Origin of the sequence: Pseudomonas sp. BN515 (assembly GCF_029873155.1) — a bacterium.
Classification (GTDB): Bacteria; Pseudomonadota; Gammaproteobacteria; order Pseudomonadales; family Pseudomonadaceae; genus Metapseudomonas.
The window spans coordinates 25995-48057 of the sequence record NZ_SSOH01000029.1 but is presented as its reverse complement, the minus strand read 5'-3'; the positions used below and the strand labels follow the sequence as shown (position 1 = coordinate 48057).

At 66.0% G+C, this 22063-nt stretch carries 18 protein-coding genes and 1 pseudogene; 9 read left to right on the top strand and 10 right to left on the bottom strand.

Going from position 1 to position 22063, the window contains the following annotated elements:
• Nucleotides 1–2: 2 nt before the first annotated feature.
• A complete protein-coding gene (locus tag E8E91_RS07870; protein WP_280375289.1) occupies nt 3–1421 on the bottom strand; it encodes a DASH family cryptochrome in 1419 nt (472 codons plus the stop codon).
• Between the two features lie 259 nt (nt 1422–1680).
• Here E8E91_RS07870 and E8E91_RS07865 point away from each other — a divergent pair, with 259 nt between their 5' ends.
• Together E8E91_RS07865 and E8E91_RS07860 are read left to right on the top strand one after the other, a co-directional pair.
• A complete protein-coding gene (locus E8E91_RS07865) occupies nt 1681–2274 on the top strand; it encodes a MarC family protein (protein WP_190828904.1) in 594 nt (197 codons plus the stop codon).
• On the top strand, nt 2271–3050 hold the full coding sequence (locus E8E91_RS07860) for an N-acetylmuramoyl-L-alanine amidase (protein WP_280375288.1): 780 nt from the start codon (nt 2271–2273) through the stop codon (nt 3048–3050). The genes E8E91_RS07865 and E8E91_RS07860 overlap by 4 nt, the downstream gene beginning before the upstream one ends.
• A gap of 504 nt (nt 3051–3554) precedes the next feature.
• Here the strand turns inward: E8E91_RS07860 and E8E91_RS07855 are convergent.
• Nucleotides 3555–5330 (bottom strand): KinB sensor domain-containing domain, encoded by a 1776-nt coding sequence (locus E8E91_RS07855; RefSeq protein WP_280375287.1) that lies wholly within the window; start codon nt 5328–5330, stop codon nt 3555–3557.
• Between the two features lie 14 nt (nt 5331–5344).
• Complete coding sequence (gene algB / locus E8E91_RS07850; RefSeq protein ID WP_280375286.1) at nt 5345–6691, bottom strand: sigma-54-dependent response regulator transcription factor AlgB; 1347 nt, start codon at nt 6689–6691, stop codon at nt 5345–5347.
• A 1166-nt stretch (nt 6692–7857) separates the two neighbouring features.
• On the opposite strand from algB, the gene E8E91_RS07845 reads away from it, so the two are divergent.
• The 3 genes and pseudogenes from E8E91_RS07845 to E8E91_RS07835 form a co-directional block, all read left to right on the top strand.
• Complete coding sequence (locus tag E8E91_RS07845) at nt 7858–8097, top strand: hypothetical protein (protein WP_280375285.1); 240 nt, start codon at nt 7858–7860, stop codon at nt 8095–8097.
• A 198-nt stretch (nt 8098–8295) separates the two neighbouring features.
• Nucleotides 8296–8457 carry a DUF1328 domain-containing protein gene (locus E8E91_RS07840; RefSeq protein ID WP_190828893.1) on the top strand — a complete coding sequence of 54 codons (162 nt, stop codon included), beginning with the start codon at nt 8296–8298 and terminating at the stop codon, nt 8455–8457.
• A 15-nt stretch (nt 8458–8472) separates the two neighbouring features.
• Nucleotides 8473–8637, top strand: a pseudogene (locus tag E8E91_RS07835) (Ivy family c-type lysozyme inhibitor); the annotation flags it as partial.
• A 317-nt stretch (nt 8638–8954) separates the two neighbouring features.
• Here the strand turns inward: E8E91_RS07835 and wrbA are convergent.
• Nucleotides 8955–9551 carry an NAD(P)H:quinone oxidoreductase gene (gene wrbA, locus E8E91_RS07830; RefSeq protein WP_280375284.1) on the bottom strand — a complete coding sequence of 199 codons (597 nt, stop codon included), beginning with the start codon at nt 9549–9551 and terminating at the stop codon, nt 8955–8957.
• A gap of 306 nt (nt 9552–9857) precedes the next feature.
• Between wrbA and gltP the strand changes: the two genes are divergently transcribed.
• On the top strand, nt 9858–11180 hold the full coding sequence (gene gltP / locus E8E91_RS07825) for a glutamate/aspartate:proton symporter GltP (RefSeq protein ID WP_280375283.1): 1323 nt from the start codon (nt 9858–9860) through the stop codon (nt 11178–11180).
• A 295-nt stretch (nt 11181–11475) separates the two neighbouring features.
• Complete coding sequence (locus E8E91_RS07820; RefSeq protein WP_280363510.1) at nt 11476–12702, top strand: spore maturation protein; 1227 nt, start codon at nt 11476–11478, stop codon at nt 12700–12702.
• A 119-nt stretch (nt 12703–12821) separates the two neighbouring features.
• Here E8E91_RS07820 and E8E91_RS07815 read toward each other — a convergent pair whose 3' ends face one another.
• The 5 genes from E8E91_RS07815 to E8E91_RS07795 form a co-directional block, all read right to left on the bottom strand.
• Entirely contained in the window at nt 12822–13865 is a 1044-nt protein-coding gene (locus tag E8E91_RS07815) for a DUF5924 family protein (protein ID WP_280375282.1), read from the bottom strand.
• 83 nt (nt 13866–13948) lie between these two features.
• Nucleotides 13949–14452 carry a GNAT family N-acetyltransferase gene (locus E8E91_RS07810; protein ID WP_280375281.1) on the bottom strand — a complete coding sequence of 168 codons (504 nt, stop codon included), beginning with the start codon at nt 14450–14452 and terminating at the stop codon, nt 13949–13951.
• Between the two features lie 61 nt (nt 14453–14513).
• Nucleotides 14514–16106, bottom strand: coding sequence for a PAS domain-containing methyl-accepting chemotaxis protein (locus E8E91_RS07805; protein WP_280375280.1), 1593 nt, complete (start codon nt 16104–16106; stop codon nt 14514–14516).
• Nucleotides 16103–18352 carry an EAL domain-containing protein gene (locus E8E91_RS07800; protein ID WP_280375279.1) on the bottom strand — a complete coding sequence of 750 codons (2250 nt, stop codon included), beginning with the start codon at nt 18350–18352 and terminating at the stop codon, nt 16103–16105. The genes E8E91_RS07805 and E8E91_RS07800 overlap by 4 nt, the downstream gene beginning before the upstream one ends.
• A gap of 161 nt (nt 18353–18513) precedes the next feature.
• Nucleotides 18514–18825 (bottom strand): hypothetical protein, encoded by a 312-nt coding sequence (locus tag E8E91_RS07795; RefSeq protein ID WP_280375278.1) that lies wholly within the window; start codon nt 18823–18825, stop codon nt 18514–18516.
• Nucleotides 18826–19019: 194 nt separating this feature from the next.
• Between E8E91_RS07795 and E8E91_RS07790 the strand changes: the two genes are divergently transcribed.
• Both E8E91_RS07790 and E8E91_RS07785 read left to right on the top strand, forming a co-directional pair.
• Nucleotides 19020–19934, top strand: coding sequence for a bile acid:sodium symporter (locus tag E8E91_RS07790; RefSeq protein WP_280375277.1), 915 nt, complete (start codon nt 19020–19022; stop codon nt 19932–19934).
• The gene (locus tag E8E91_RS07785; RefSeq protein WP_280375276.1) at nt 19922–20887 is read left to right on the top strand and encodes an NAD-dependent epimerase/dehydratase family protein; all 966 of its coding nucleotides are present in this window, start codon (nt 19922–19924) and stop codon (nt 20885–20887) included. The genes E8E91_RS07790 and E8E91_RS07785 overlap by 13 nt, the downstream gene beginning before the upstream one ends.
• Before the next feature lie 119 nt (nt 20888–21006).
• Here E8E91_RS07785 and E8E91_RS07780 read toward each other — a convergent pair whose 3' ends face one another.
• Nucleotides 21007–22026 carry an AraC family transcriptional regulator gene (locus tag E8E91_RS07780; RefSeq protein ID WP_280375275.1) on the bottom strand — a complete coding sequence of 340 codons (1020 nt, stop codon included), beginning with the start codon at nt 22024–22026 and terminating at the stop codon, nt 21007–21009.
• Between the last annotated feature and the right edge of the window lie 37 nt (nt 22027–22063).

Sequence of the window (22063 nt, the reverse complement as noted above, 5' to 3'; positions counted from 1 at the left end):
CCTCAGGCCGCGCTGGAGAGATAGGGCTTCCAGTGTTCCGGAATGCGCTCCAGGCGCGGATAGTCGAGCCCGGCGAACTGCGGCTCGCTGAGCATGAACGGCGTGTGCCGCTGTTCGATTGGCAGGCCGCGCAGCTCAGGTAGCCAGAGGCTGACATAGGTCGCCTCCGGATCGTACTGGCGAGCCTGGCGCAGGGCATTGAAGGCCAGTGCGCGTTGCGGGTCGCTGGCGACGCCGGCGAGGTAGGCCCAGTTGCCCCAGTTGCTCGCCGGATCGTAGTCCAGCAGGTGTTCTTCGAACCAGGCCGCGCCGTAGCGCCAGTCCTGCTGCAGGTCGTTGACCAGGTAGGCTGCGACGATCTGCCGACCGCGGCTGGACATCCAGCCGGTCGTCATCAGCTCGCGCATGTTGGCGTCCACCAGCGGCATGCCGGTGCGTCCGTTGCACCAATGCAAGTAGCGCTCATCGAGGGTTTTCGGCGCCCGTGCGGTGGCTTTCAGACCATCTGCGCGGAACAGCGCGCTGCCGTAGCGCAGCAGTGTCCAGCGGAAGAACTCGCGCCAAAGCAATTCCATCCGCAATTGCTGGGTCGACTCGCTACGACCGTGTTGCGCTTCCAGGCGGTGCAGCTCGGCGGCTACGCGGCGTGGCGACAGGCTGCCGTTGGCCAGCCAGGGCGACAGCTTGGACGAGTACTCGCTGCCGATCATGCCGTTGCGCGACTCCTGATACTGATGCACGCCCTGGGTTTCCCACAGGTAATCACGTAGCCGCGCCAGGGCCGCAGGTTCGCCGCCCGCGAACGGAAAGGCGGTGGCCGGCACCCCCAGGGGTTCGCCTAGACCCAGGCGAGACAGGGTCGGCAGTGGCTCCATCAGGCTGGCTGCGCCACTGGGCAGCGGTGGCAGGTTCTGGGGGATGGGGCGTGGCTGGAAGACATGCAGGCGCGCTTCCAGCAGCTCGCGGAATTGATTGAAGACCGAGGGCAGCTCGTTCAGAGGACGTGGCAGCTCTTCCTCGCGCAGCAGGTTATTGCCCTGCAGCTCGGTCAGTTGCACACCCAGGGCATGGCGCACCCGGCGCAGCTCGTCGCGCTCATAAGGAGCCATCTCTTCCAGGGTCAGCACCTCATCCAGGCCAAGGTGCTCCACCAGGGTGGGGATCACCAGTTCGGCGTGGCCCTGCACCACCATCAACCGCGAGCCGTGCTGGCGCAGGCCAGCATCCAGCGCCGCCAGGCTTTCCAGCAGGAAGCGCGCGCGATGTACGCCGAGTCGACGCGGGCCGAATGGCGAGGGGCGAAGCAAGGCGGGATCGAAGACGTAGAGAGGCAACAGGCGATCAGCCTGGAGCGCCGCCTGGAGCGCCGGGTGGTCATCGAGCCTGAGATCCTGCTTCAACCAGAGCAGCGCGCGGCGCATGTCGGTCTTCCTCGGCGAGGTTTCCCTTACCTACAACATTACCTGCGGCGGCCATTTCCAACTCGCCGTTCATCCTGGCCTGTAGGCCCCATGTCCGATAACCACAGTAGCATTCGGCTATAATTCGCGCCCTTTTTCTCCCGGGGCCTGCGAGCGGGGAAGATTTCGCAACAGCTTCACCATCCGCCCCAGGGACTGCGCGCAGACGCCAGCGCAACCGCCCATTACACTTCTGCCCATTGGTACAGGGGAGCACCCCATGGAAATCCTCGGCATTGCCGTACTGATCTTTCTGGTCACCGACCCCTTCGGCAACATCGCCATCTTCATCGCTGCCCTCAAGGGCGTGGCCCCCGAGCGCCGTCTCAAGGTGGCGCTGCGCGAGTTGCTGTTCGCCCTCGCCCTGCTCCTGCTGTTCCTCACCTTCGGCGACAAGATCCTCAGCGGGCTGGGCCTGTCACGAGAATCCATCGCCATCGCCGGCGGCATCATCCTGTTCATCATCGCCCTGCGCCTGATCTTCCCGCGTCCGGAAGGCGTGCTCGGCGACCTGCCCGGTGGCGAGCCGATGCTGGTGCCCCTGGCCACCCCGGCAGTGGCCGGCCCCTCGGCCCTCGCCGTACTGATGACCCTGCGCAACACCCACCAGGGCGAGCTTTGGGAACTCTATGTCGCGGTGATCCTGGCCTGGGCCTGCACTGCCCTGATCCTGCTGCAGGCCGCGTTCCTGCAGCGCTTTCTCGGTGATCGCGGCCTGATGGCCGTGGAGCGCCTGACCGGTATGCTGCTGATCATGCTCAGCGTCGACATGCTGCTCGACAACCTGCAAAGCGTCCTGCACCTGACCCCATGAAGACCTTCGTTCTAAGTCTCGCCTTGCTGCTACTCGGTGGTTGCGCAGGTGGGCTGCAAATCGACGACAGCCAGCGCTCGGTGAGCCAGAGCAGCCGCGTGCAGTACGTGGTGCTGCACTACACCTCCACCGATATGGAGCACTCCCTGCGCCTGCTGACCCGCGACGGCGTCAGCAGCCATTACCTGATTGGCGACCACCCGGCGAAGATCTACCGCCTGGTGGACGAAACCCGCCGCGCCTGGCATGCCGGGGAAAGCGAATGGCAGGGCCGCACCTGGTTAAACGCCAGCACCATCGGCATCGAACTGGTCAACGATGGCTATCGCGATGCCCCGGGCGGGCGGGTCTACCAGAGCTTCAGCGATGAGCAGATCGACGCCCTGATCCTGCTCCTCAAGGACATCGTCCAGCGCCACAATCTTCCGCTGGGTAGCATCATCGGCCACAGCGACATCGCCCCCCAGCGCAAGGTCGATCCGGGCCCGCTGTTCCCCTGGAAGCGCCTGGCCGACGCCGGCCTGGTGCCCTGGCCGGATGCCCGGGCGGTGGCCTGCGAGCAGGCGCGCTTCGCCGTGGCCCTGCCCACCGTCGGCTGGTTCCAGCAGCAACTGGCGCGCCAGGGTTACACCACGCCGCAGACTGGCGTGCTGGACAAGGAAACCCGCAACGTCATCGCTGCCTTCCAGATGAAGTACCGCCAGAAGCTGTTCGACGGCCAGCCCGACGCCGAAACCGCCGCGCTGCTGCTGGTGCTCAATGGGATGCGGCACTGAACAGTAGGGGCGAATTCATTCTCCCGGTCTGCGTTGAGTGCTGCTGTAACCTCTTGAGCCAGGCTGTTTGCCGAATTCTGTGGGTGTTTCTGGTTTCGCCCTCCCGGGCGAGTCCCTTTTGCAAACGCCCAAAAGGAACCAAAACGCTTGCCCCTGCATGCGGGTCCGGCTGCGCCGGACTTCCCTCGCTCCATCGTTGCGCCGGGGGCACGGCGAGAGGGGCCATCCATGGCCCCACACGCCTCTCGCGGCATCCATGCCGCTCGTCCCCTCTGCAACGATTCCGCTCGGCCTCCTGACGGGGCGCAGTCGCTGCCCCACCTCGGTTGTCCAGTTTCAGGCCACTGGCTGCTTCAGGATTGCTTGTGCCTCGCATGCGCGAGTCACCCCTCGCCCGCCTGCGGGAGAGGGGCGGGGGTGAGGGACGTGTCGGCTTGAGCGGAGTCCGGAAGGGCCTGCGTCGCGCGTTACAAGCCAGCGCAGAAATGGCCAATCAATTCGCCCCTACACCGGCAAGGTCATATAGAACTGCGCCCCCTGCCCCGGCCGTGAATAGAGGCCGACGCGCCCGCCGTGCAGCTGCACGATCTCCTTGCACAGTGCCAGGCCCAGGCCAGCGCCGCCCTTGCGGTGGCCGACCTGCACAAAGGGTTCGAAGATCCGCGCCTGCTGGCTGTAGGGCACGCCGTCGCCGTCGTCCGCCACGCTTACCAGCACCCGTTCGCCGTGACGCCGGGCCTGCAGGCGGATGTTTCCGCCGTCCGGGCTGTGGCGGATGGCGTTGCCCACCAGGTTGTCCAGTGCCCGCTCGATCTGCAGACGGTCCAGGCTCACCCGCGGCAGTGGCGGGTGCAGTTCCAGCTCGATCTCGATGCCGCGTTCGCTGGCCTGGGCGCTGTAGCGCTGGCGCAAGGCGCTGAGCAGTTCCTCCAGGTCGCAGGGTTCGCGCTCCAGGGCCTGCACGCCGCTCTGGTAGCGGGAGAAGTCCAGCAGGTCGTTGATCAGTCGCACCAGCCGCTGCATCTCTTCGTCCACGGTGGTCAGCAGGTCGGCCTCGCGGCTATCCGGGTCGAAGCGCAGGCGCTCGTTGAGCAGCCCGAAGGCCATCTGCATGCCGGTCACGGGCGTCCGTAGTTCGTGGGAGGCGCGCAGCACGAATTCCTTGCGTACCCGTTCGAAGGCGCGCTCCTCGGTCACGTCGCGCAGCACCATCACGCCTCCCAGCAGACGTCCGTCCTCCTGCGCCACCGGGACCATGCGCCAGCTCAGCAGGCGCTGCTCGGCGTCGGCCATGACCTCCAGGTCCTCGGGCTCGTCCTCCCGAGGGTCGCCGCGCAGTACGCGTTGGGCCTGCTCGTCCAGTTCCGGCCGGCCGAGTGCCTTCGACAGGAGGAGGCCGTGTGGTACCTCTTCCCAGGACAGCTGCCGCTGGGCCACCGGATTCGCGTGCTGGATGCGTCCCTGGCGATCGAGGATCAGCAGGCCGTCATCGATGCTGTCGAGCACCGCCTTCAGGCGCTGCTGCTCGGCCAGCAGCTTCTCCACGTTGGTTTCCTTGAGCATGCGCAGGGCCTCGGTCATCAGACCGAAGCGGCGGATCAGCGCAGCCATCTCGTTGACCGGCGACAACGGCAGGGTGACCTGGAAATCTCCCCGCCCCACCTGGTCCGCCGCCTTGGCCAGGGCGTCGATGGGCGCGCCGAAGCGACGGGCGATGCCCTGGGCGGTGATGAAGCCGATCAGCAGCACGGCGCCCACGACCAGTCCGAGCAGCCCGGCGATCATCCGGGCGCGGTCACGGGTCGCCGTTTCCGCAGTCCTGACGATGGACAAGGCATGGCTCTGCAGTTCCGCCATGTTGCTGCGCAGGGCCTCAAGGGCGCGGCCGGGTCCTCTCTGGTCCAGCAGGCTGTTGCGCAGGCCGGCAGGCTGACGCATGACATCGAGGAAGACCTGGTAGGAGGCCGCGATCTTCTCGAAATGCTGGCGGGATATCGGGTCGGACGACAGGTCCAGGCCTTCCTTCAGCGCCTCCAGGAATTGCTGCTGGGCGTTCAGGAGGGTGACAGGGTCCACATCCTCGCCCATCAGTTCGACCATCTGGTCGCCCAGGTGCTGGCGCATGCGCTGGACGAGCTCGAGGGTCGTGAAGGACTGGTTGATCAGCTGCTCCCGGGAGCCGGCGATCTGGGTCACGCTGACCAGCCCCAGCAGCAGGCCCACCAGGGCAACAGTGATCAGCGCCGAGATGCTCAGGAACAGCCGCGTGCGCAATCGCATGGCCGTTGCCTAGCTCAGAGGCCGTAGAGCTTTCGCTTGCGGTACAGGGTCGACGCGTCGATGCCGAGGGTGCGGGCGGCCTGGTCCAGGGTTTCGCTGCTGGCCAGCACTCCGGCGATATGCGCCCGCTCCAGTTCCTCCAGGCTCAGAGGCCCGCCCACTCGCGGCGCATTGGCGGCGGGTGCGTCGCCCAACCCCAGGTGGCTGACCTCTACCACCTCCTGGTTGCAGATGATGCTGGCGCGTTCGATCACGTTGCGCAGCTCTCGCACATTGCCCGGCCAGCGGTAACCCTGCAGCGCCGCCGTCGCCTCTTCACTGAAGGCACGCGCGGGGCGCCCGTAGTCGCCAACGAAGCGGGCCAGGAAGCGCTCGGCGAGGTCGAGGATGTCTTCGTGGCGCTCCCGCAGCGGCGGCATGCTCAAGGCAATCACATTGATGCGATAAAGCAGGTCCTCACGGAAGCGGCCGTCGCGGGACATCTCTTCCAGGTCGAGGTTGGTGGCGGCGAGGATGCGCACGTCGGCACGACGGGTCACCGGGTCGCCCACGCGCTCGTACTCCTTGTCCTGGATGAAGCGCAGCAGCTTGGGTTGCAGGCTGAGGGGGAAGTCGCCGATCTCATCGAGGAACAGGGTGCCGCCGTCGGCCTGGCTGACCCGGCCCAGGGTGCTTTCGCTGGCCCCGGTGAAAGCGCCGCGGTTGTGACCGAACAGCTCGCTTTCCATGAGGTCGGCCGACAGCGAAGGGCAGTTGACGGTGACGAAGGATTTCTTCGCCCGCTTGCTCCAGCCGTGGATGGCGCGGGCCAGTTCACCCTTGCCCGTGCCGGACTCGCCGAGGATGAGAATGTTGGCGTCGGTGCCGGCCACCTGCCTTGCGGTTTCCAGCACCGTCATCATCGCCGGGCTCTCGGAGGTCAAGCCTTCGCCGGTGCGGCGCATCTCGCCCTCCAGGGCTTCCAGGCGCGCGGTGAGCTGGCACATTTCCAGTTGCTTGGCCGCAGCCATGCGCAACTGGTCAGGGCTGCAGGGCTTGACCAGGTAGTCGGCGGCGCCTGCCTGCATGGCATCCACCGCCGTATCCACCGCCGAATGCGCGGTGACGATCACCACACGCATCCAGGGAGCCTGCACGCGCATCTGCGCCAGCACGTCCAGGCCGTTGTCCTCGCCCAGGCGCAGGTCGAGGAAACACAGGTCGAACACCTGCCGTTGCAGAATCGCCTCGGCCTGGGCCGCGCCGCCCGCCGTGGCAACGCTGTAGCCCTCATCTTCGAGGCAGTAGCGGAAGGTCCGCAGGATGGCGGCTTCGTCATCCACCAAGAGAATTCGTCCCTGGTTCTCGGTTGCCTGTTCCATGATCTCGCTCCATTTCCGAGTCATAGAAAGTTAGTCCAAGAATCATCGTGCAAGTTGCACGCGCTTTTCCTACAGGATTTGCAGGATGCAAGCGTAGGAAGACTCGGCTGGAGGTCCAGGTCGCTGATTTCCGTGGATTTCCTTCATCTGGAGGGCTGGCACGGGCATTGCCCCTGTTCCCTTACCTGAATGCAGAGAGGGTCCATTTCTGTGGGGGCCGTTTCCAAATCAGGTGCAGTCCGCCCGGAACAGGGATGCTCCGGGCCTTCGGCGGTGCGTGATCTACCCGAGGGATCACGCCGTATCGGTCCAGATTCCGTCGGGTCAGATTGGAAGACGCGAACAACCAGATCGAGTTCATGGAGGTTCATTCAAGGTTTTGAATGGCGTGGGGCAGTGCTGTCGAAGATCCAGCGCCGGCTCGTCCGGCAAATCCAACCCAAGGGAGGACCAGATAATGACCTCTTACCTTTCATACTCGCCCGAAACGCCCGAAACCCCGTTGACGGGTCCACACTTCTTGCTCGGCCTGATAGGGATTCTCGGTCTGCTCGGTCTGCTCTCTGAATGGCTGCCGTACGAGTGGGGTCAATCCACCTGGAGCGATTTCGGTCGCCTGACGCCATAAATCCAGGAACTGCCGGGGGGCGGTGAGGAACATCGCCCTCCCCCCTGGCTCCGCGCTGTGCCGCTGGCTCCGGCCGCGCAGCGCACCTCCAGTTACTCGACCGCAGCCGGTCCTGGCTGCCGGTCTATCCAGCCATCAAGAAATATCGTGCAAGTTGCACGCACTTTTCCTGCACGCCTTGCAGCATGCAAGCGTAGGAAGTCGCGGGCTGGACGCTAATACGCTGATTGATAAGACAATTCTTCAACCTGAGAGACTGGCACAGGCCTTGCGATGTCCCTGGTACCTGAAGGCGCGTCGGTCTTTCTACCTCTTGTGACCGTTGCGCACCCCAGGACCACTCCGCCTGGAACAGGGAGGTTCCGGGCCTTTTGTCAGCGGCGATCCGCCCGGGAGCAGGACGGGAATTGCCGTTGGGGCTGGCAGGGATGCCGGCGCAAGCGAGTGACTTCAGATGTATTCAGGGCCACGAGTGGTATGGCCGTGCGTCTGTAGTCTCGAGGTCGATCGAACATCCGCCCAAGGGGAGGATTCGAGGATGAAAGGTTTTCAGTGGTGGTCGCCCAGGTGGCTCATGGTGCTACTGATCGCGCTCGTGGTAGTGCTCGGAATGCTCGCCGACTACCTTCTGCGCGAGCGCGTCCAGCCTACGCCGCTGCAGATCCCCGCAGTGGAACAAAGCAGCAGGACGGCGCCGGTTCGTGCTGACGGGCCGTTGCATGAAGTGAGTCAGCCCGTGCAGACCGAGGTCGTCACCCAGGTGCGCTGGGTCTTCTGAGTCCGCACAAGGAGCATCGCCATGTGGAGCCTTGCTGTCTTCCGGATCTCTTCGCTGCGCTGCCTCGCCTTGCTGCGCAGCAGCTTCCACAGATTTGCAACACCCATCGACGCGGCGCCCTGCGCCGTGACGATTCTCCAGGGGCAGTCGTGCCGAAGGCCGTTGCGCTGAAAACGCCAAAGCAAAAGGAGAAAGGCCATGTTGAGTTGGGCACTTACGTTTCTCGTCATTGCCATCGTTGCCGCCGTGCTGGGGTTTGGCGGCATCGCCGGGACCGCCGCGGGCATCGCGAAGATACTCTTCATCATCTTCCTGGTGTTGTTCGTGGTGTCTTTCATCATTGGCCGACGAGCGCCCTGAGCAGGTTGCGTGGAGAGCCGGAACAAGGACGACGTCCGGGGACTCTATGTGCAGGTACCGGATGCTTTGCCGTCCGGTAAGTCGCCCAGTCGACATGCCAGTTTCCGCTGGCTCGGCGAGCCGGATCACGAAGTCCGGCGCATCCTCGACGAGCAATTGAAGGCGGAGCCGAACTGGTATTGGAGGTCAGACGGAACAAGGCCCGCTGATGGGCCGGGGGACCAGGGGGCCGGGTTGTTCCGCGTCGTCAGGAGCGGCGTGACCCAGGGGCAGAAGGGGTGCCTCCGCAGCCATGCGGGCCAGGTCAGGAGAGCTGCTGCCGGGAGCTGGATGACCTCCAGTTCCCGGTGGGCAGCGGAAGCACCACGCAGGTAAAGCACCCTCTGTAGGGGCGATTTCAATCGCCATGCAGACCGGAGGTCTGCCTGTTGGCCCATCGGGGATGCTGTGCATCCCTTGGCGAATGAATTCGCCCCTACAGGTTGTTCACCTTCCCCTCATTTCATCTTGCTTACCAAGGTCGCCACATGTGCGCCCTGGAACTTCGCCAGGGCCAGCTCCTTGGCGCTTGGCGTGCGCGAGCCGTCGGCGCCGGCCACGGTGGCTGCGCCATAGGGCGAGCCGCCGCGCAGTTCGCTGATGTCGGTGAGTTCCGGTGCCGAGTAAGGCAGGCCGGCCAGCAGCATTCCGTGGTGGGCCAGGGTGTGCCAGAAGGAGGTGATGGTGGTTTCCGAGCCGCCGCCGGTCCCGGTGGAGGTGAAGACGCTACCGATCTTGCCGATCAGCGCCCCTTTCACCCAGAGCCCGCCGGTCTGGTCGAGGAAGCTGCGCATCTGCGCACTCATGTTGCCGAAGCGGGTCGGCGTACCGAACAGGATCGCGTCGTAGTCCGCCAGCTCCTGCGGGCTGGCCACGGGCGCGGCCTGGTCCAGTTTCGCGCCGGCGTTGCGGGCCACATCCTCGGGCATGGTTTCCGGCACGCGCTTGAGGGTCACTTCCACGCCCGGAACGCTGCGCGCACCTTCGGCGACCGATTCCGCCATGCGTTCGATGTGACCGTACATCGAGTAATAGAGCACCAGGACCTTCTTCATTTCAGCTCTCCATCCAATCGAAATTCTGGGACCCGAGCGGGTCGGACCCAGTCAGCCTAGATGGTGCTCACGCACTTTGCCGCCGCACATTCGGGGATTTTACCCATGCCGAAAATGTTATTCCGCGGCCTCTGGAACCATCGTTCCATCTGATTTTCGTCATGCCGATTCGGCATAGGGTAGGCGGTTACGGCATTAGACGATCGTTAGCCTCCTATGAATCATGTCGCCCCTTTTGCGGTCCGCCCGGCCATCCCGGACGGTGCCGTGCTCCCGACTTCCACAAGAAATCAGAGGGTGACGACTATGACCAAGGCCAGACTGAGCCTCGCATGGCAGATTCTCATCGGGCTGGTGCTGGGTATCGCCATTGGCGCCCTGCTCAACCACTTCAGTGCAGAAAAGGCCTGGTGGATCGCCAACGTCCTGCAACCGGCGGGCGACATCTTCATCCGCATGATCAAGATGATCGTCATCCCGATCGTCATCGCTTCGCTGGTCGTCGGCATTGCCGGCGTGGGCGATGCCAAGAAGCTCGGCCGTATCGGCCTGAAGACCATCATCTACTTCGAGATCATCACCACGGTGGCGATCGTGGTCGGCCTGCTGCTGGCCAACTTCTTCCAGCCCGGCTCCGGTATCGACATGAGCACCCTGGGCACGGTGGATATCTCCAAGTACCAGCAGACGGCCCAGGAAGTGCAGCATGACCATGCGCTGGTCTCGACCCTGCTGAACCTGATCCCCTCCAACATCTTCGCCGCCGTGGCCCGTGGCGAGATGCTGCCGATCATCTTCTTCTCGGTAATGTTCGGCCTTGGCCTGTCCAGCCTGCCGGGCGAGACCCGCGAGCCCCTGGTGAAGGTGTTCCAGGGCGTGTCCGAGACCATGTTCAAGGTCACCCACATGATCATGGCGTACGCACCGATTGGTGTTTTCGCGCTGATCGCCGTGACCGTGGCCAACTTCGGCTTCGCCTCCCTGCTGCCGCTGGCCAAGCTGGTGGTGCTGGTCTACTTCGCCATCGCCTTCTTCGCCTTCATGGTGCTGGGCCTGGTAGCCCGCCTGTTCGGCTTCTCCATCATCAAGCTGATGCGCATCTTCAAGGACGAGCTGATCCTCGCCTACTCCACCGCCAGCTCCGAGACCGTGCTGCCGCGCATCATCGAGAAGATGGAAGCCTACGGCGCGCCGCGTGCCATCAGCAGCTTCGTGGTGCCCACCGGCTACTCCTTCAACCTCGACGGTTCGACCCTGTACCAGAGCATCGCCGCGATCTTCATCGCCCAGCTCTACGGCATCGACCTGAGCATCAGTCAGCAGCTCTTGCTGGTGCTGACCCTGATGGTCACCTCCAAGGGCATCGCCGGTGTTCCGGGCGTGTCCTTCGTGGTTCTGCTGGCCACCTTGGGCAGCGTCGGCATCCCGCTGGAAGGCCTGGCCTTCATCGCCGGTGTCGACCGCATCATGGACATGGCGCGCACCGCCCTGAACGTGATCGGCAACGCCCTGGCGGTGCTGGTGATCGCCAAGTGGGAAGGCATGTACGACGCCGAGAAGGGCCAGCGCTACCTGGCCTCCCTGCCGAGCGCCGAAGCCTCGCCCAAGGGGCGTGCGGTCATTGACTGAGGCACGCTGCGCTGAATGAGAAAGCCCCGACTTGATCGGGGCTTTTTTGTGGGCGCCCTGGCTCAAGTTCCAGCGGGGGCTCGACTGCCCTCACCCCAGCCCTCTACCAGAGGGAGAGGGAGCTGATCGTGCAGGCTGACACGAATTTGCCAATCGCGAGTCACCCCTCTCCCTTTGGGAGAGGGGCCGGGGGTGAGGGAGCTTTGGAATTGCTCGGACTTGAAGACAGATTGAATTCGCCGCTCTACCGGCTGCCCCGCTAGAATCCGCCTCACTGATTTCTGGGGGACTGCAAATGCTCAACGGCCTGTGGCTGAGCTTCTTCCTGGTGGCGGCGGTGGCCGCGCTGGTGCGCTGGATCGGGGGGGACCCGGGGGTGTGGGCGGCGATGGTGGAAAGCCTGTTCGCCATGGCCAAGCTCTCGGTGGATGTGATGGTCCTGCTGTTCGGGACCCTGACCCTGTGGCTGGGCTTCCTGCGCATTGCCGAGAAGGCCGGCCTGGTGGATATCCTCGCGCGCCTGCTTGGCCCGTTGTTCGCCCGCCTGATGCCGGAGGTTCCACGAGGACACCACGCCCTCGGCCTGGTCACCCTGAGCTTCACCGCCAACGGCCTGGGCCTGGACAACGCCGCCACGCCCATCGGCCTCAAGGCGATGAAGGCGCTGCAGGAGCTGAACCCCAGCAGTACCTCGGCGAGCAATGCCCAGGTGCTGTTCATGGTGATGAACGCCTCCTCCTTCGTGCTGTTGCCGGTGACCATCTTCATGTACCGCGCCCAGGCCGGTGCCACGGACCCTGCCCTGGTGTTCCTGCCGATCCTCCTGGCCAACGCGATTTCCACCATGACGGCGCTGCTGTCGGTGGCCTTCATGCAGCGGATCAAGCTGACCGACCCGGTCCTGCTCGCGTGGTTCGGCGGCGCTGCGCTGCTGCTCGGCGGGTTCATGGCAGTGCTGGCCGGCCTGTCGGCGACCGCGTTGACGGCGCTGTCCTCGCTGCTCGGCAACCTGACCCTGTTCGCCCTGATCCTCTGCTTCCTGCTGATGGGGGCGCTGAAGAAGGTGCCGATCTACGAGACCTTCGTGGAAGGCGCCAAGGAAGGCTTCGACGTGGCGAAGAACCTCCTGCCCTACCTGGTCGCCATGCTATGTGCCGTGGGTGCCCTGCGCGCCTCGGGGGCCCTGGACCAGTTGCTCGACGTCATCCGCTGGGCGGTGGAAGGCCTGGGGCTGGACAGCCGCTTCGTCGAGGCGCTGCCCACCGGCCTGGTCAAGCCCTTCTCCGGCAGCGCTGCGCGGGCCATGTTGATCGAGACGATCCAGTCCCAGGGCGTCGACAGCTTCCCCGCGCTGGTGGCCGCCACCATGCAGGGCAGCACCGAGACCACCTTCTACGTGCTGGCGGTGTATTTCGGCTCCGTGGGCATCCAGCGTGCCCGCCACGCCGTGGGCTGCGCCCTGCTGGCAGACCTGTCCGGCGTGCTGGCTTCCATCGGCGTCTGCTACTGGTTCTTCGGCTGATTCGTTACGGCGTCAGCCAGGACCGTAGGGTGCGCTGTGCGCACCGATTCCGGGATCGGCTTCGGCATCAGGTGAAACCGCCGGTGCGCACGGCGCACCCTACCGCTTCGGCCTGATGCTCAATGGGGCTTGGGCGGCAGCTCGGAGGGCGTGACCTTGAAGCGCAGGGTGCCGATCATCTGCCCCGCCTCGGTAAGAACCTGAACCTGCCAGCGCCCCACCGGGTTGCTGGGAAAATTCTGCTTGTGGGTCCAGGCGCGGTAGCCGGCCTCACGGCCGCCGTGGATGCCCAGGGCGATGCGGTCCACTTCGCGGCCATTGAAGCGCCACACGTGGTAGATGCGCTCGTTCAGCCCGCGCGGCGCATTGATCGCGGTGTAGGCATAGAGCCCCTTGCTGCGCAGTTCAGCGGCGCTGACTTCTTCCACGCCATCACCCGGCGTGCGCTGGTGGTTGTCCAGGTCCGGTGTCACCGCCACTTCGGTGAGCCAGAGGGTCGCCGGCGGCACCCAGACCCGCGTCACCCAACCCAGCCCGCCCAGGGCCAGGATCAGTACCGCCAGGCCCAGCACCCGCCACCAGCGCTGCCCACGGAACACCCCGAGCAGGCTCACGAAGGACAGCGCGATGGCGGTGCCCAGCGCCCAGCGGTAGCTCTGTGCGGTGGTCTGCTGGAGGATCAGCGGCAGCGCGGCCAGCAGCACGGCGAACAGCGTCAGCGTGTGATAGGCCAGGAACAGCCAGCGGCGCGGCGCCAGGTGGCGGTTGTAGATCGGGTCGGTGATCGAGCACAGCGCCGCCACACCCAATAGCCCGGTGAACAGGGCCTGGCCGCTGTTCCAGCTGGTGGTGATGGCGAAGAACGGCAGCACGAAGAACAGGCTTTCCTGGTGGATCAGCTGGGTCAGGAAACGCATCAGGGGTGGCGGCAGTTCGATGCCGAAGAGGCGCTCGACGCTGCGTCGGAACAGGTTCTCCAGCATCAGCCAGACCCAGCTCACCAGCAGAAGGATGGCGATCACCTTGGCCACCCGCGCGCCCCGCTCCACCAGGAAGAAGCTCGCCATGCCGGAGCAGAAGCCGTAGAGGGCGATCAGCCGTGGATGGCGTTGCAGCAGCTCGATGAGCTTGAGCACTTGGGGTTTGAAGGTGGACAGCAGCATCGGTCGCGACTGGGCTGTGGGCGAAGGCGCGCAGGATACTGCCCACCGGGAGCCCTGAGAAGGCGCGCCGGACGGCCTGCGGCTCAGCCCAGCAGCAGGCGCATCTTCTGCGGCTGGTCGGCGCGGCCGTTGGGCAGGGTCACCGGAGGCAGGTCCGACAGCCAGCGAAAGGCGAAGCGCTCATAGAGGCGGATGGCGGTCGCGTTGGACTTCAGCACCGTCAGCTCCACCCGACGCATGTCCAGCTGGCGGCAATGTTCGAGCGCCGCCTCCATCAGATTGCCGCCCAGGCCCCGGTTGCGATGGGCCTTCCTCACCTGCATGCCGAGCACGCCGAAGTCTTCCCCGGAGCCATCTTCCATGCGGCAGAAGCTGGCGGGGAAAACCTCGATGGACCCCACCAGGTCGCTGTCGACTTCGGCGACGAACTGCGGCAGATCCAGCGGCAGCGAGCGCAGCAGCATCGCTCGCATCTGCGCGATGGGCGGCGCCTCGGCCCGCAGCAGGAACTCACCCTCGGCACAGACCTCGGCGAAGAGGCGATGCAAGGCTTCGATATCGCTGATGCGCAGCTTCCTGATCGACATGGGCGTCCTGCTCCGGGGAAATGCTGGCACTCTCGCCCAGGGCTCGTTGTCTGGCAATGCCTCAACCGTGCCGGTGGCGTCTCTCCCAGAATTGCTGGGCCAGCGTCTGCAGGTCCGCCGCCAGCTCCGCCACCTGGTGGGCGCTGTGCTGGCTGTGCCCACCGCTTTCGGCATTGCTGTCGGCGGCGATGCGGATGCTCGCCAGGCTGTGCTGGATTTCCTCGCTGGCGGCGCTCTGCTGCTCCACCGCGCTGGCGATCTGCAGGCTCATGCTGCTGATTTCGCTGACCTGGCCATTGATCCGGGCCAGGGAATCGCTGGCGCGCAACGCCTGTTGCAGGCTTTCGGAAGCCTGCCGGCAACTTTGCTGCATCGCTTCCACGGCATCGCCGGCGCCCTGCTGGAGTCTGGCGATCAGTGTGTGGATTTCTTCCGTGGAGTGCCGGGTCCGCGAAGCCAGGGCACGTACCTCGTCGGCGACCACCGCGAATCCCCGGCCGGACTCGCCCGCGCGGGCCGCTTCGATCGCGGCGTTCAACGCCAACAGGTTGGTCTGTTCGGCAATGCTGCGGATCACCTCCAGGATCTGGCTGATATCGCCACTGTGGCTACGCAGTGCCTGCACGGTGCTACTGGCCTGACGAACCTCTTCTTCGAGGCTGGCGATGTGCAGGCGGGTGGCATCCACTTCCTCCCGGCCAGCGCTCGCGGCGGCGTCGGTCTGGTCGGCGGCGCTGGCGCCTTGCTGGGCACTGCGCGCCACTTCCTGGACGCTGCAGGCCATCTGCTCGATGGCACTGGCGACATGCTCGGTATCCAGCTGCTGGCGGCGGGTCGCCTCGCTGGTGCTGGCCACCGACGACGCCAGGTGGCCGGCATGGCCCGCCAGTTGCCGCGCGGATTCAGCGATACGCCCGACCACGGCGCCCGCCTCGGCTTCCAGCATGCGCATGGCGAAGTCGAGTTCGCCGAATTCGTCAGTCCGGCCGCAATAGAGCCACTGGCCGATAGGGTTGTCAGCGATGCGCCTGGCCTTGTCCAGCAGTGCGTTCAGGGGGCGCAGCTGCCAGTGGATCCAGGCACCGCAGGCCCCGAGGCTGGCGAGGGCGGCGGGAACCTCGGCGAAGGGCAGCATGCCGTCGAGTATCAGGGCGAGGCCCAGGCCGGAGAGGCCGGCGGCGCCGCAACCTGCCAGCAGGCGTGCACGCAGGCCCAGGAGCGGACGCCGCAGGGCACCTGGCAGGCGCCCTTCCCGCAGGTTCGCGTAGAGCCGTTCCGCCGCTGCGGCCCGGGCGGGTTCGGGACGGGTCCGCACCGACTGGTATTCCACCACCTTGCCGTCCCGCACCACCGGCGTGACATAGGCACTGACCCAATAGTGGTCGCCGTTCTTGCAGCGGTTCTTCACCAGCCCCATCCAGCTGCGGCCACCCTTGAGGGTCTGCCAGAGATGGGCGAAGGCTTGCGGCGGCATGTCCGGGTGACGCACCAGGTTGTGGCTGCGCCCCAGCAGTTCGTCGCGGTCGAAACCGCTGATGGCCAGGAAATCATCGTTGACGTGGGTGATGACCCCTTTCAGATCCGTGGTGGAGAGGATGTTGGCATTGGCGTCGAACTCGACCGCGCGTCCGCTGACCGGCAAGTTGATCTTCATCGGCTGCTCCCCTGGCTATCTTCGCGGGTGCTGGTGGCCGGACCCGGCAGGCATCCTTCGCCTTCGAACCCTTCTGCGCCCAGCAACAGCGGTTCGAGCATGTCCGGCGGCCGTGGACGGCTGAACCAGTACCCCTGTGCGTAGCGGCAGTCCTGGCCAAGCAGGAAGTCCAGGTGCGCCGGGTCTTCGACGCCCTCGGCCACCACTTCCAGGCCGAGGCTGCGGCCCAGGCCGATGATGGCTCGGGAGATGGCGTTCAGCTCGGGGTCGTCCGGCGCGCCGCCGATGAAGCTGCGGTCCACCTTGAGGATCTGCAGCGGGAAGCGCTTGAGGTAGCCGAGGGAGGAATAGCCGGTGCCGAAGTCGTCCAGGGCAAGGCGGACCCCGAGCACAGCCAGTTCGCGCAGGCAGGCCAGGGTCTCGGCGCTGTCCTGCATCAGCAGGCTCTCGGTGATCTCCAGCACCAGGCTGGTGGGACGCAGCCCGCTCTCGCGCAGGATGGCCGCGACCCGCTGGGCGAACCCCGGCTGCAGCAGCTGTCGACTGGAGAGATTCACCGAGCAACTCAGGTCCTCCTGGCCGACCAGTTGCCAACGGCGTGTCTGCCGGCAGGCTTCCCGCAGCACCCAGTCGCCCACCGCGATGATCTCGCCGGATTCCTCCAGCGCGGGAATGAACTGCAATGGCGATTCCAGCCGGCCATTCCGGCGCCAGCGCAGCAGGGCCTCGACTGCGGTGACCTGCGGCCGGCTGCCATCGATGCGGCAGATCGGCTGGTAATGCAGTTCGAACTCGTCGCGAGCCAGCGCGTGGGCCAGGGCGTTGTGCAGGTCGAGGCGCTTCTGGGCCGCTGCCTGCAGTTCGGTGCTGTAGCGGGCGAACTGGGCCTTGCCGGCTTCCTTGGCGCGGTACAGGGCCAGGTCGGCGGCCTGGAGGGTGTCCACTGCCTGCCCCTCGGCCAGCAGTCCGGTAATGCCGATGCTGGCGCTGACCGCCAGGCTGTGGTCGTCCAGGTGCAGGGGTTGGTGCAGGCTGTCGAGCATGCGTTGGGCGACCTGTTCGGCGTCGGCCAGGCAGGCCAGGTCGTCCAGCAGCACCACGAACTCGTCGCCGCCGAAACGCACCAGGTGGTCCCCCGGACGCAGGCAGCGGGTAAGGCGCTGGCTCACCTCCACCAGCACGCGGTCACCCATGGCGTGGCCCAGGCTGTCGTTGATCAGCTTGAAGCGGTCGAGGTCGATGAACAGCAGCCCGGCGTCCCTTGCTCCGGGACGCTGGCGGCGTTGCAGTGCCTGTTGCAGCAACTCGTCCAGGCGCAGGCGGTTGGCCAGGCCCGTCAGGGGATCGTGGCGGGCGGCGTGGCGCAGTTGCTGTTCGGAGAGCTTGCGCTGGCTGATGTCGGTCTGCGAGCCGGCCATGCGCCCTTCTTCCGCCACGCCGCGCACCAGTACCCAGAGGTAGGCGCCGTCGCGACGGCGGATACGGTACTCGTGATTCAACCAGGGTGTGTCGCCGCGCAGGTGGGCATCCACCGCCTGGCGCAGGCCCGGCAGATCGTCCGGATGAACCCGGCCAAACCAACTGGAGCTGCCCTCGCCCAGGCTGTCGCGGCCCAGGCCAAGCATCGCCGCCCAGCGTTCGGAAAGGTAGATCCGGTCCGTTTCCAGGTCCCAGTCCCAGAGGCCGTCGTTGGCTCCGCGCAGCGCCCGGGCAAAGCGCGCTTCGCTGTCCTCCAGGGCCTGGCGTTGTGCGCTGCTGTAGGTGTCGATGGCCAGTGCCATGTCGAAGAACACTGCCTTCAGCAGGCTCGCGTAGATCGTTTGGTCCTCGCCTTCGCCCAGCACTGCGCCGAGCATGTGGTCCAGGTACAGGCGGTAGGCGCCCAGGTACCACTTGAGGTCGACCCCCACGTGCTGGTGCACCAGGCCCACGCGCAACCGGTCGAGCACGTAGCCACGGTCGTAGGGGCCACGCCAGAGCCGCTGGTAGTAGTCGAGCTGGCTGTGCTTGAGGCGTTTAAGGGTGACCGGATCGTGGAGGATGCCGGCGATGGGCTCGAACTGCGCCAGGTGGTCGTACAGGCGTTCGACGAAGGCCTGGTGGCAGTCGTCCAGACTCGCGCCCCGGCTGGCCAGGTGTGTCGCGTCCTTGTCCTGCCAGTCCAGGTAGCGGCAGCGCATCGTGACTTCCGCGCGTGACAGGCCGATGCGGCCAAGCATTCCCTCGAGTTGTCGTTCCAGGCCCATGCATCCTCCCTTGGATGTTTTCTGCGGGCATAAAAAAAGCGCCGTGATCGACATCCCTCGGAGGAGATGCCGATCACGGCGCTTTGTCTTGCAGGCCCCTTGCGTCCTGCCCGGCAAAGCCGGCTTCCGCATTGGCGGAACCTTGCGGTCCCGTTTTTACCTCAGTCCTCGGGAGGCGGCAACTCCCCCAGTGCCTGTTCGAGTCGTTTGCGCAGGCGGCCCAGTTCACTGGAACGGAAGGCGTGGCGGGTGCGGTCCAGCACCTCCACCGCCTCGTCCAGCAGGGCCTGCACACGACCGGAATGGTTCAGCGGCGCGTCCTTCAGCCAGCGGCACAGCGGGGCCTTCGAGCAGTCGCTGCTGGTGGTCAGCACGGTGCATTCCAGGGCGTTGTACGTCAGAAGCTGGCGCGCCTGGTCGGCGAGCACACGGTCATCGCTGATCAGCAACAGGGGCGGGAGGATGCGGGGCATGGCGGATTAGTCTGATATCAATTGGCCATCGACTTTATCTGCGCGCCTGTGGACAAATATTGATCCGCATCAGTTGTCGCGATTGGCCACTCGTGCTGGCGATGTCGGCCACTGTCGCTCCCGGGACGGACGACTAAGCTGCTCTGGCCTTGCGCCCGTGAGCGGCGACAGAAGAACAACAAGAGAACCCATCGATGAACTACGACAGTAGTCAGCAACTGATACTCGGGCTGGTGCTCGCCGCGCTGATCTTCGGCGTGGCGCTGGAGCTGCGCCTGGCCCATTTCCTCCTGGTCCTGCGACGGCCCCTGCCGGCACTGCTTGGGCTGCTCTGCCAGTGCCTCCTGCTGCCCTGGCTGACCTTCGTGGCCACCCTCTTCCTCGACCTGCGCCCCGGCCTTGAGCTGGGCATGCTGCTGGTGGCCGCCTGCCCCGGCGGCAACCTGTCCAACGTCATCACCCACCTGGCACGGGGCAATACGGCGTTGTCGGTGAGCGTCACCAGCCTGTCGAGCCTGCTGGCGATCCTCAGCCTCCCGCTGAACTTCGCCGCCACCGCCAGCCTCAACCCGGACACCGCCGCCTTCCTGCATGGGCAGATGAGCAGCCTGGACGTGGACGCCAGCGGCATCATCGGCGGCCTGGCGGTGCTGCTGGTACTGCCACTGCTGGCCGGCATGGCGGCGGGCAACCTGGCGCCGGCCTTCAGCGCCCGTGTGCTGCCCTGGTTCAAGCGCTTCTCGCTGCTCGCCTTCGGCCTCTTCCTGGTGGTGGCTGCAGCGGGCAACTGGCAACTGCTGGTGGCCAACGCCGGGTTGGTGCTGCTGGTGGTGGTCGGACACAACGCCGGCGCCCTGCTGCTGGGCTGGAGCGCCTCGCGCCTGGTCGGCCTCGCCGACGCGGACCGCCGCGCCCTGACCATCGAGGTCGGCATGCAGAACTCCGGGCTGGCCCTGGGGCTGATCCTCACCCAGTTCGGCGGCCAGGTGGACATGGCCCTGGTGGCCGGCTTCTGGGGGCTCTGGCACATCGTTTCCGGCCTGGTGCTGGTGGCCGTCTGGCGGCGCAATCCGCCGCGCGGCAAGGAGGAACTCTCATGCGCGTCCTGATCACCGGCGCTGCCGGTTTCATCGGCCAGCAACTGCTGCGCGACCTGGCCCTGCGCCACCCGGACTGGACGCTGGTGGCTGCGGACATCCGCCCGCTGAGCCATCAAGGGCTCAAGTCGAGCATCGAGCCGGTGTCGCTGGACATCAGTCTTCCCCGCGAAGTGGATGCCTGCGTCGAGCGCTGGAAACCCGATGCCATCGTGCACCTGGCCTCGGTGGTGACGCCGCCACGCGGGATGAGCGAGGCGCGCCTGCATGCCATCGACGTCGGCGGCACTCGCGCCGTGCTGGATGCGGCAGTGGCCGAGGGCGTCAGCCAGTTGATCGTTACCAGCTCGGGCGCTGCCTACGGCTATTACCCGGAAAACGCCGAGTGGATCGATGAACAGCATCCGCTGCGCGGCCACGACCTCTTCGCCTATGCCCGCCACAAGCGCGAGGTGGAACTGCTGCTGGCTGACGCGCGCAAACAGCATCCGCAACTGCGCCAACTGGTCCTGCGCCCCGGCACCATCCTGGGTGAGCAGGTGAATAACCAGATCACCGAGCTGTTCCAGAAGCGCTCGGTACTGGGCATCAAGGGGCATGACAGCCGCTTCGTGTTCATCTGGGACCAGGACGTGGTGGCGATCATCCGCGAAGGCCTGGAGCGCAGCGCAGAAGGCATCTACAACCTGGCGGGCGATGGCGCGCTGAGTATGGCCGAGATCGCCGGCATCCTCGGCAAGCCCTATCGACCACTGCCGGCGGACCTGCTGCGTGCCGCCCTGGCCCTGCTCAAGCCCCTGGGCCTGACCCAGTACGGCCCGGAGCAACTGGACTTCCTGCGCTACCGCCCGGTGCTGGACAACCGCCGCCTGAAGGACGAGTTCGGCTATCGGCCGCAGTATTCGAGCCGTGAGGCGTTCCTGGCGTTTCTCAAGGCGCGTGGAATAGCGTCGAAGCTGAGCTGAATCCTTGTAGGGGCGAATTCATTCGCCAAGGGATGCGCAGCGTCCCCCCTGTTCATCCTCAGGGCCGCCCTTCGGGCTGCTTGGCGAATGAATTCGCCCCTACGAAGAGCAAAAGAAGCTCAGCTCCTGTGCTTCTGCCGGTACTCCCCCGGCGTCAGCCCGGTCCACTGGCGGAAAGCGCGGAAGAACACGCTGGGCTCGGAATAACCCAGCAGCACGGCGATATCGGCAATCGGCAGGCGGCCCTCCTCCAGATGGCGCTCGGCCAGGTGGCGGCGGGTGTCGTTGAGCAGTTGCTGATAGCTGCTGTCTTCTTCCGCCAGGCGCCGTTGCAAGGTCCGTTCGCTGATGCCGAGGGCCGCAGCCAGGGCGCCGCGATCGGGTTCGCCACGGGCCAGCTGGGCGCCGAGCAGCGCGACGACCCGCGCCCGCAGCCCTTCACTGGGCAGGCGCGCCAGTAGCGCTTCGGCGTGCTGGCGCAGCACCGCCTGCAGTGGCGGGTTGGACTGCTTCAGCGGTGCCGTGCGCAAGGCCAGGGGCAGCACCAGGGCGTAATCCTCAGCCTCGAACTGCAATGGGCAGGCGAAGCACTGCTGGTAGAGGCTGGTGTCCGCGGGCGCGGCGTGCACGAAGCAGGCCTTGAGCAGACGCAGGTCCGCCAGCAGCGGACGCATCAGCTCCAGCCAGAACGCCATCAGCGCCAGCACCCGCGCACGGGTCGCCGGCAGCGTCGGGTGCAGCGGGCGGTACAGGGTCCAGAGTTCATCGCCGCGCACTTCCAGGGCCAGGCTGCCGCCCTCGCCCACCAGCCGCTGGTAGCGCAGCTCGGCCTCCAGGGCTTCGCCCAGGGTTGGGCTGCTTTGCAGCAGGTAGCCGAGCACACTGAACTGCCCGGGCGCCAGGGCGCGGCCGATGGCCAGGCCCGGTTCGGGATGCAGCAGGCGGCTGTGGATGGTTCCCCAGAGCGCTTCCTGGGTGCTGAAGGGGATACGCGCGTCCGGGTCGGCGAGGCGGCTTTCGTCGAGGTTGCTGGCGCGCAACAGTTCTTCCCGGGCGAGGCCGAGCTGGGTGGCGGCGTGCAGGACGGCCTGGGTCAGACTGGCGCTGACCGAGGCGCTGGAAGGGTCATGAGGCGTCATGCCCGGATTCTGCCCAAGCGGCCCGCACGCTGTGAAG

Bases quoted from the DNA above. Each gene is read 5' to 3' on its own strand.
- algB (WP_280375286.1), bottom strand. From the start codon at position 6,691: ATGGAACAGGCAACCGAGAACCAGGGACGAATTCTCTTGGTGGATGAC.
- E8E91_RS07815 (WP_280375282.1), bottom strand. From the start codon at position 13,865: ATGCTGCTGTCCACCTTCAAACCCCAAGTGCTCAAGCTCATCGAGCTG.
- E8E91_RS07780 (WP_280375275.1), bottom strand. From the start codon at position 22,026: ATGACGCCTCATGACCCTTCCAGCGCCTCGGTCAGCGCCAGTCTGACC.
- E8E91_RS07845 (WP_280375285.1), top strand. From the start codon at position 7,858: ATGAAAGGTTTTCAGTGGTGGTCGCCCAGGTGGCTCATGGTGCTACTG.
- wrbA (WP_280375284.1), bottom strand. From the start codon at position 9,551: ATGAAGAAGGTCCTGGTGCTCTATTACTCGATGTACGGTCACATCGAA.
- E8E91_RS07790 (WP_280375277.1), top strand. From the start codon at position 19,020: ATGAACTACGACAGTAGTCAGCAACTGATACTCGGGCTGGTGCTCGCC.
- E8E91_RS07855 (WP_280375287.1), bottom strand. From the start codon at position 5,330: ATGCGATTGCGCACGCGGCTGTTCCTGAGCATCTCGGCGCTGATCACT.
- E8E91_RS07840 (WP_190828893.1), top strand. From the start codon at position 8,296: ATGTTGAGTTGGGCACTTACGTTTCTCGTCATTGCCATCGTTGCCGCC.
- E8E91_RS07785 (WP_280375276.1), top strand. From the start codon at position 19,922: ATGCGCGTCCTGATCACCGGCGCTGCCGGTTTCATCGGCCAGCAACTG.
- E8E91_RS07810 (WP_280375281.1), bottom strand. From the start codon at position 14,452: ATGTCGATCAGGAAGCTGCGCATCAGCGATATCGAAGCCTTGCATCGC.
- E8E91_RS07870 (WP_280375289.1), bottom strand. From the start codon at position 1,421: ATGCGCCGCGCGCTGCTCTGGTTGAAGCAGGATCTCAGGCTCGATGAC.
- E8E91_RS07820 (WP_280363510.1), top strand. From the start codon at position 11,476: ATGCTCAACGGCCTGTGGCTGAGCTTCTTCCTGGTGGCGGCGGTGGCC.
- E8E91_RS07865 (WP_190828904.1), top strand. From the start codon at position 1,681: ATGGAAATCCTCGGCATTGCCGTACTGATCTTTCTGGTCACCGACCCC.
- E8E91_RS07860 (WP_280375288.1), top strand. From the start codon at position 2,271: ATGAAGACCTTCGTTCTAAGTCTCGCCTTGCTGCTACTCGGTGGTTGC.
- gltP (WP_280375283.1), top strand. From the start codon at position 9,858: ATGACCAAGGCCAGACTGAGCCTCGCATGGCAGATTCTCATCGGGCTG.
- E8E91_RS07805 (WP_280375280.1), bottom strand. From the start codon at position 16,106: ATGAAGATCAACTTGCCGGTCAGCGGACGCGCGGTCGAGTTCGACGCC.
- E8E91_RS07795 (WP_280375278.1), bottom strand. From the start codon at position 18,825: ATGCCCCGCATCCTCCCGCCCCTGTTGCTGATCAGCGATGACCGTGTG.
- E8E91_RS07800 (WP_280375279.1), bottom strand. From the start codon at position 18,352: ATGGGCCTGGAACGACAACTCGAGGGAATGCTTGGCCGCATCGGCCTG.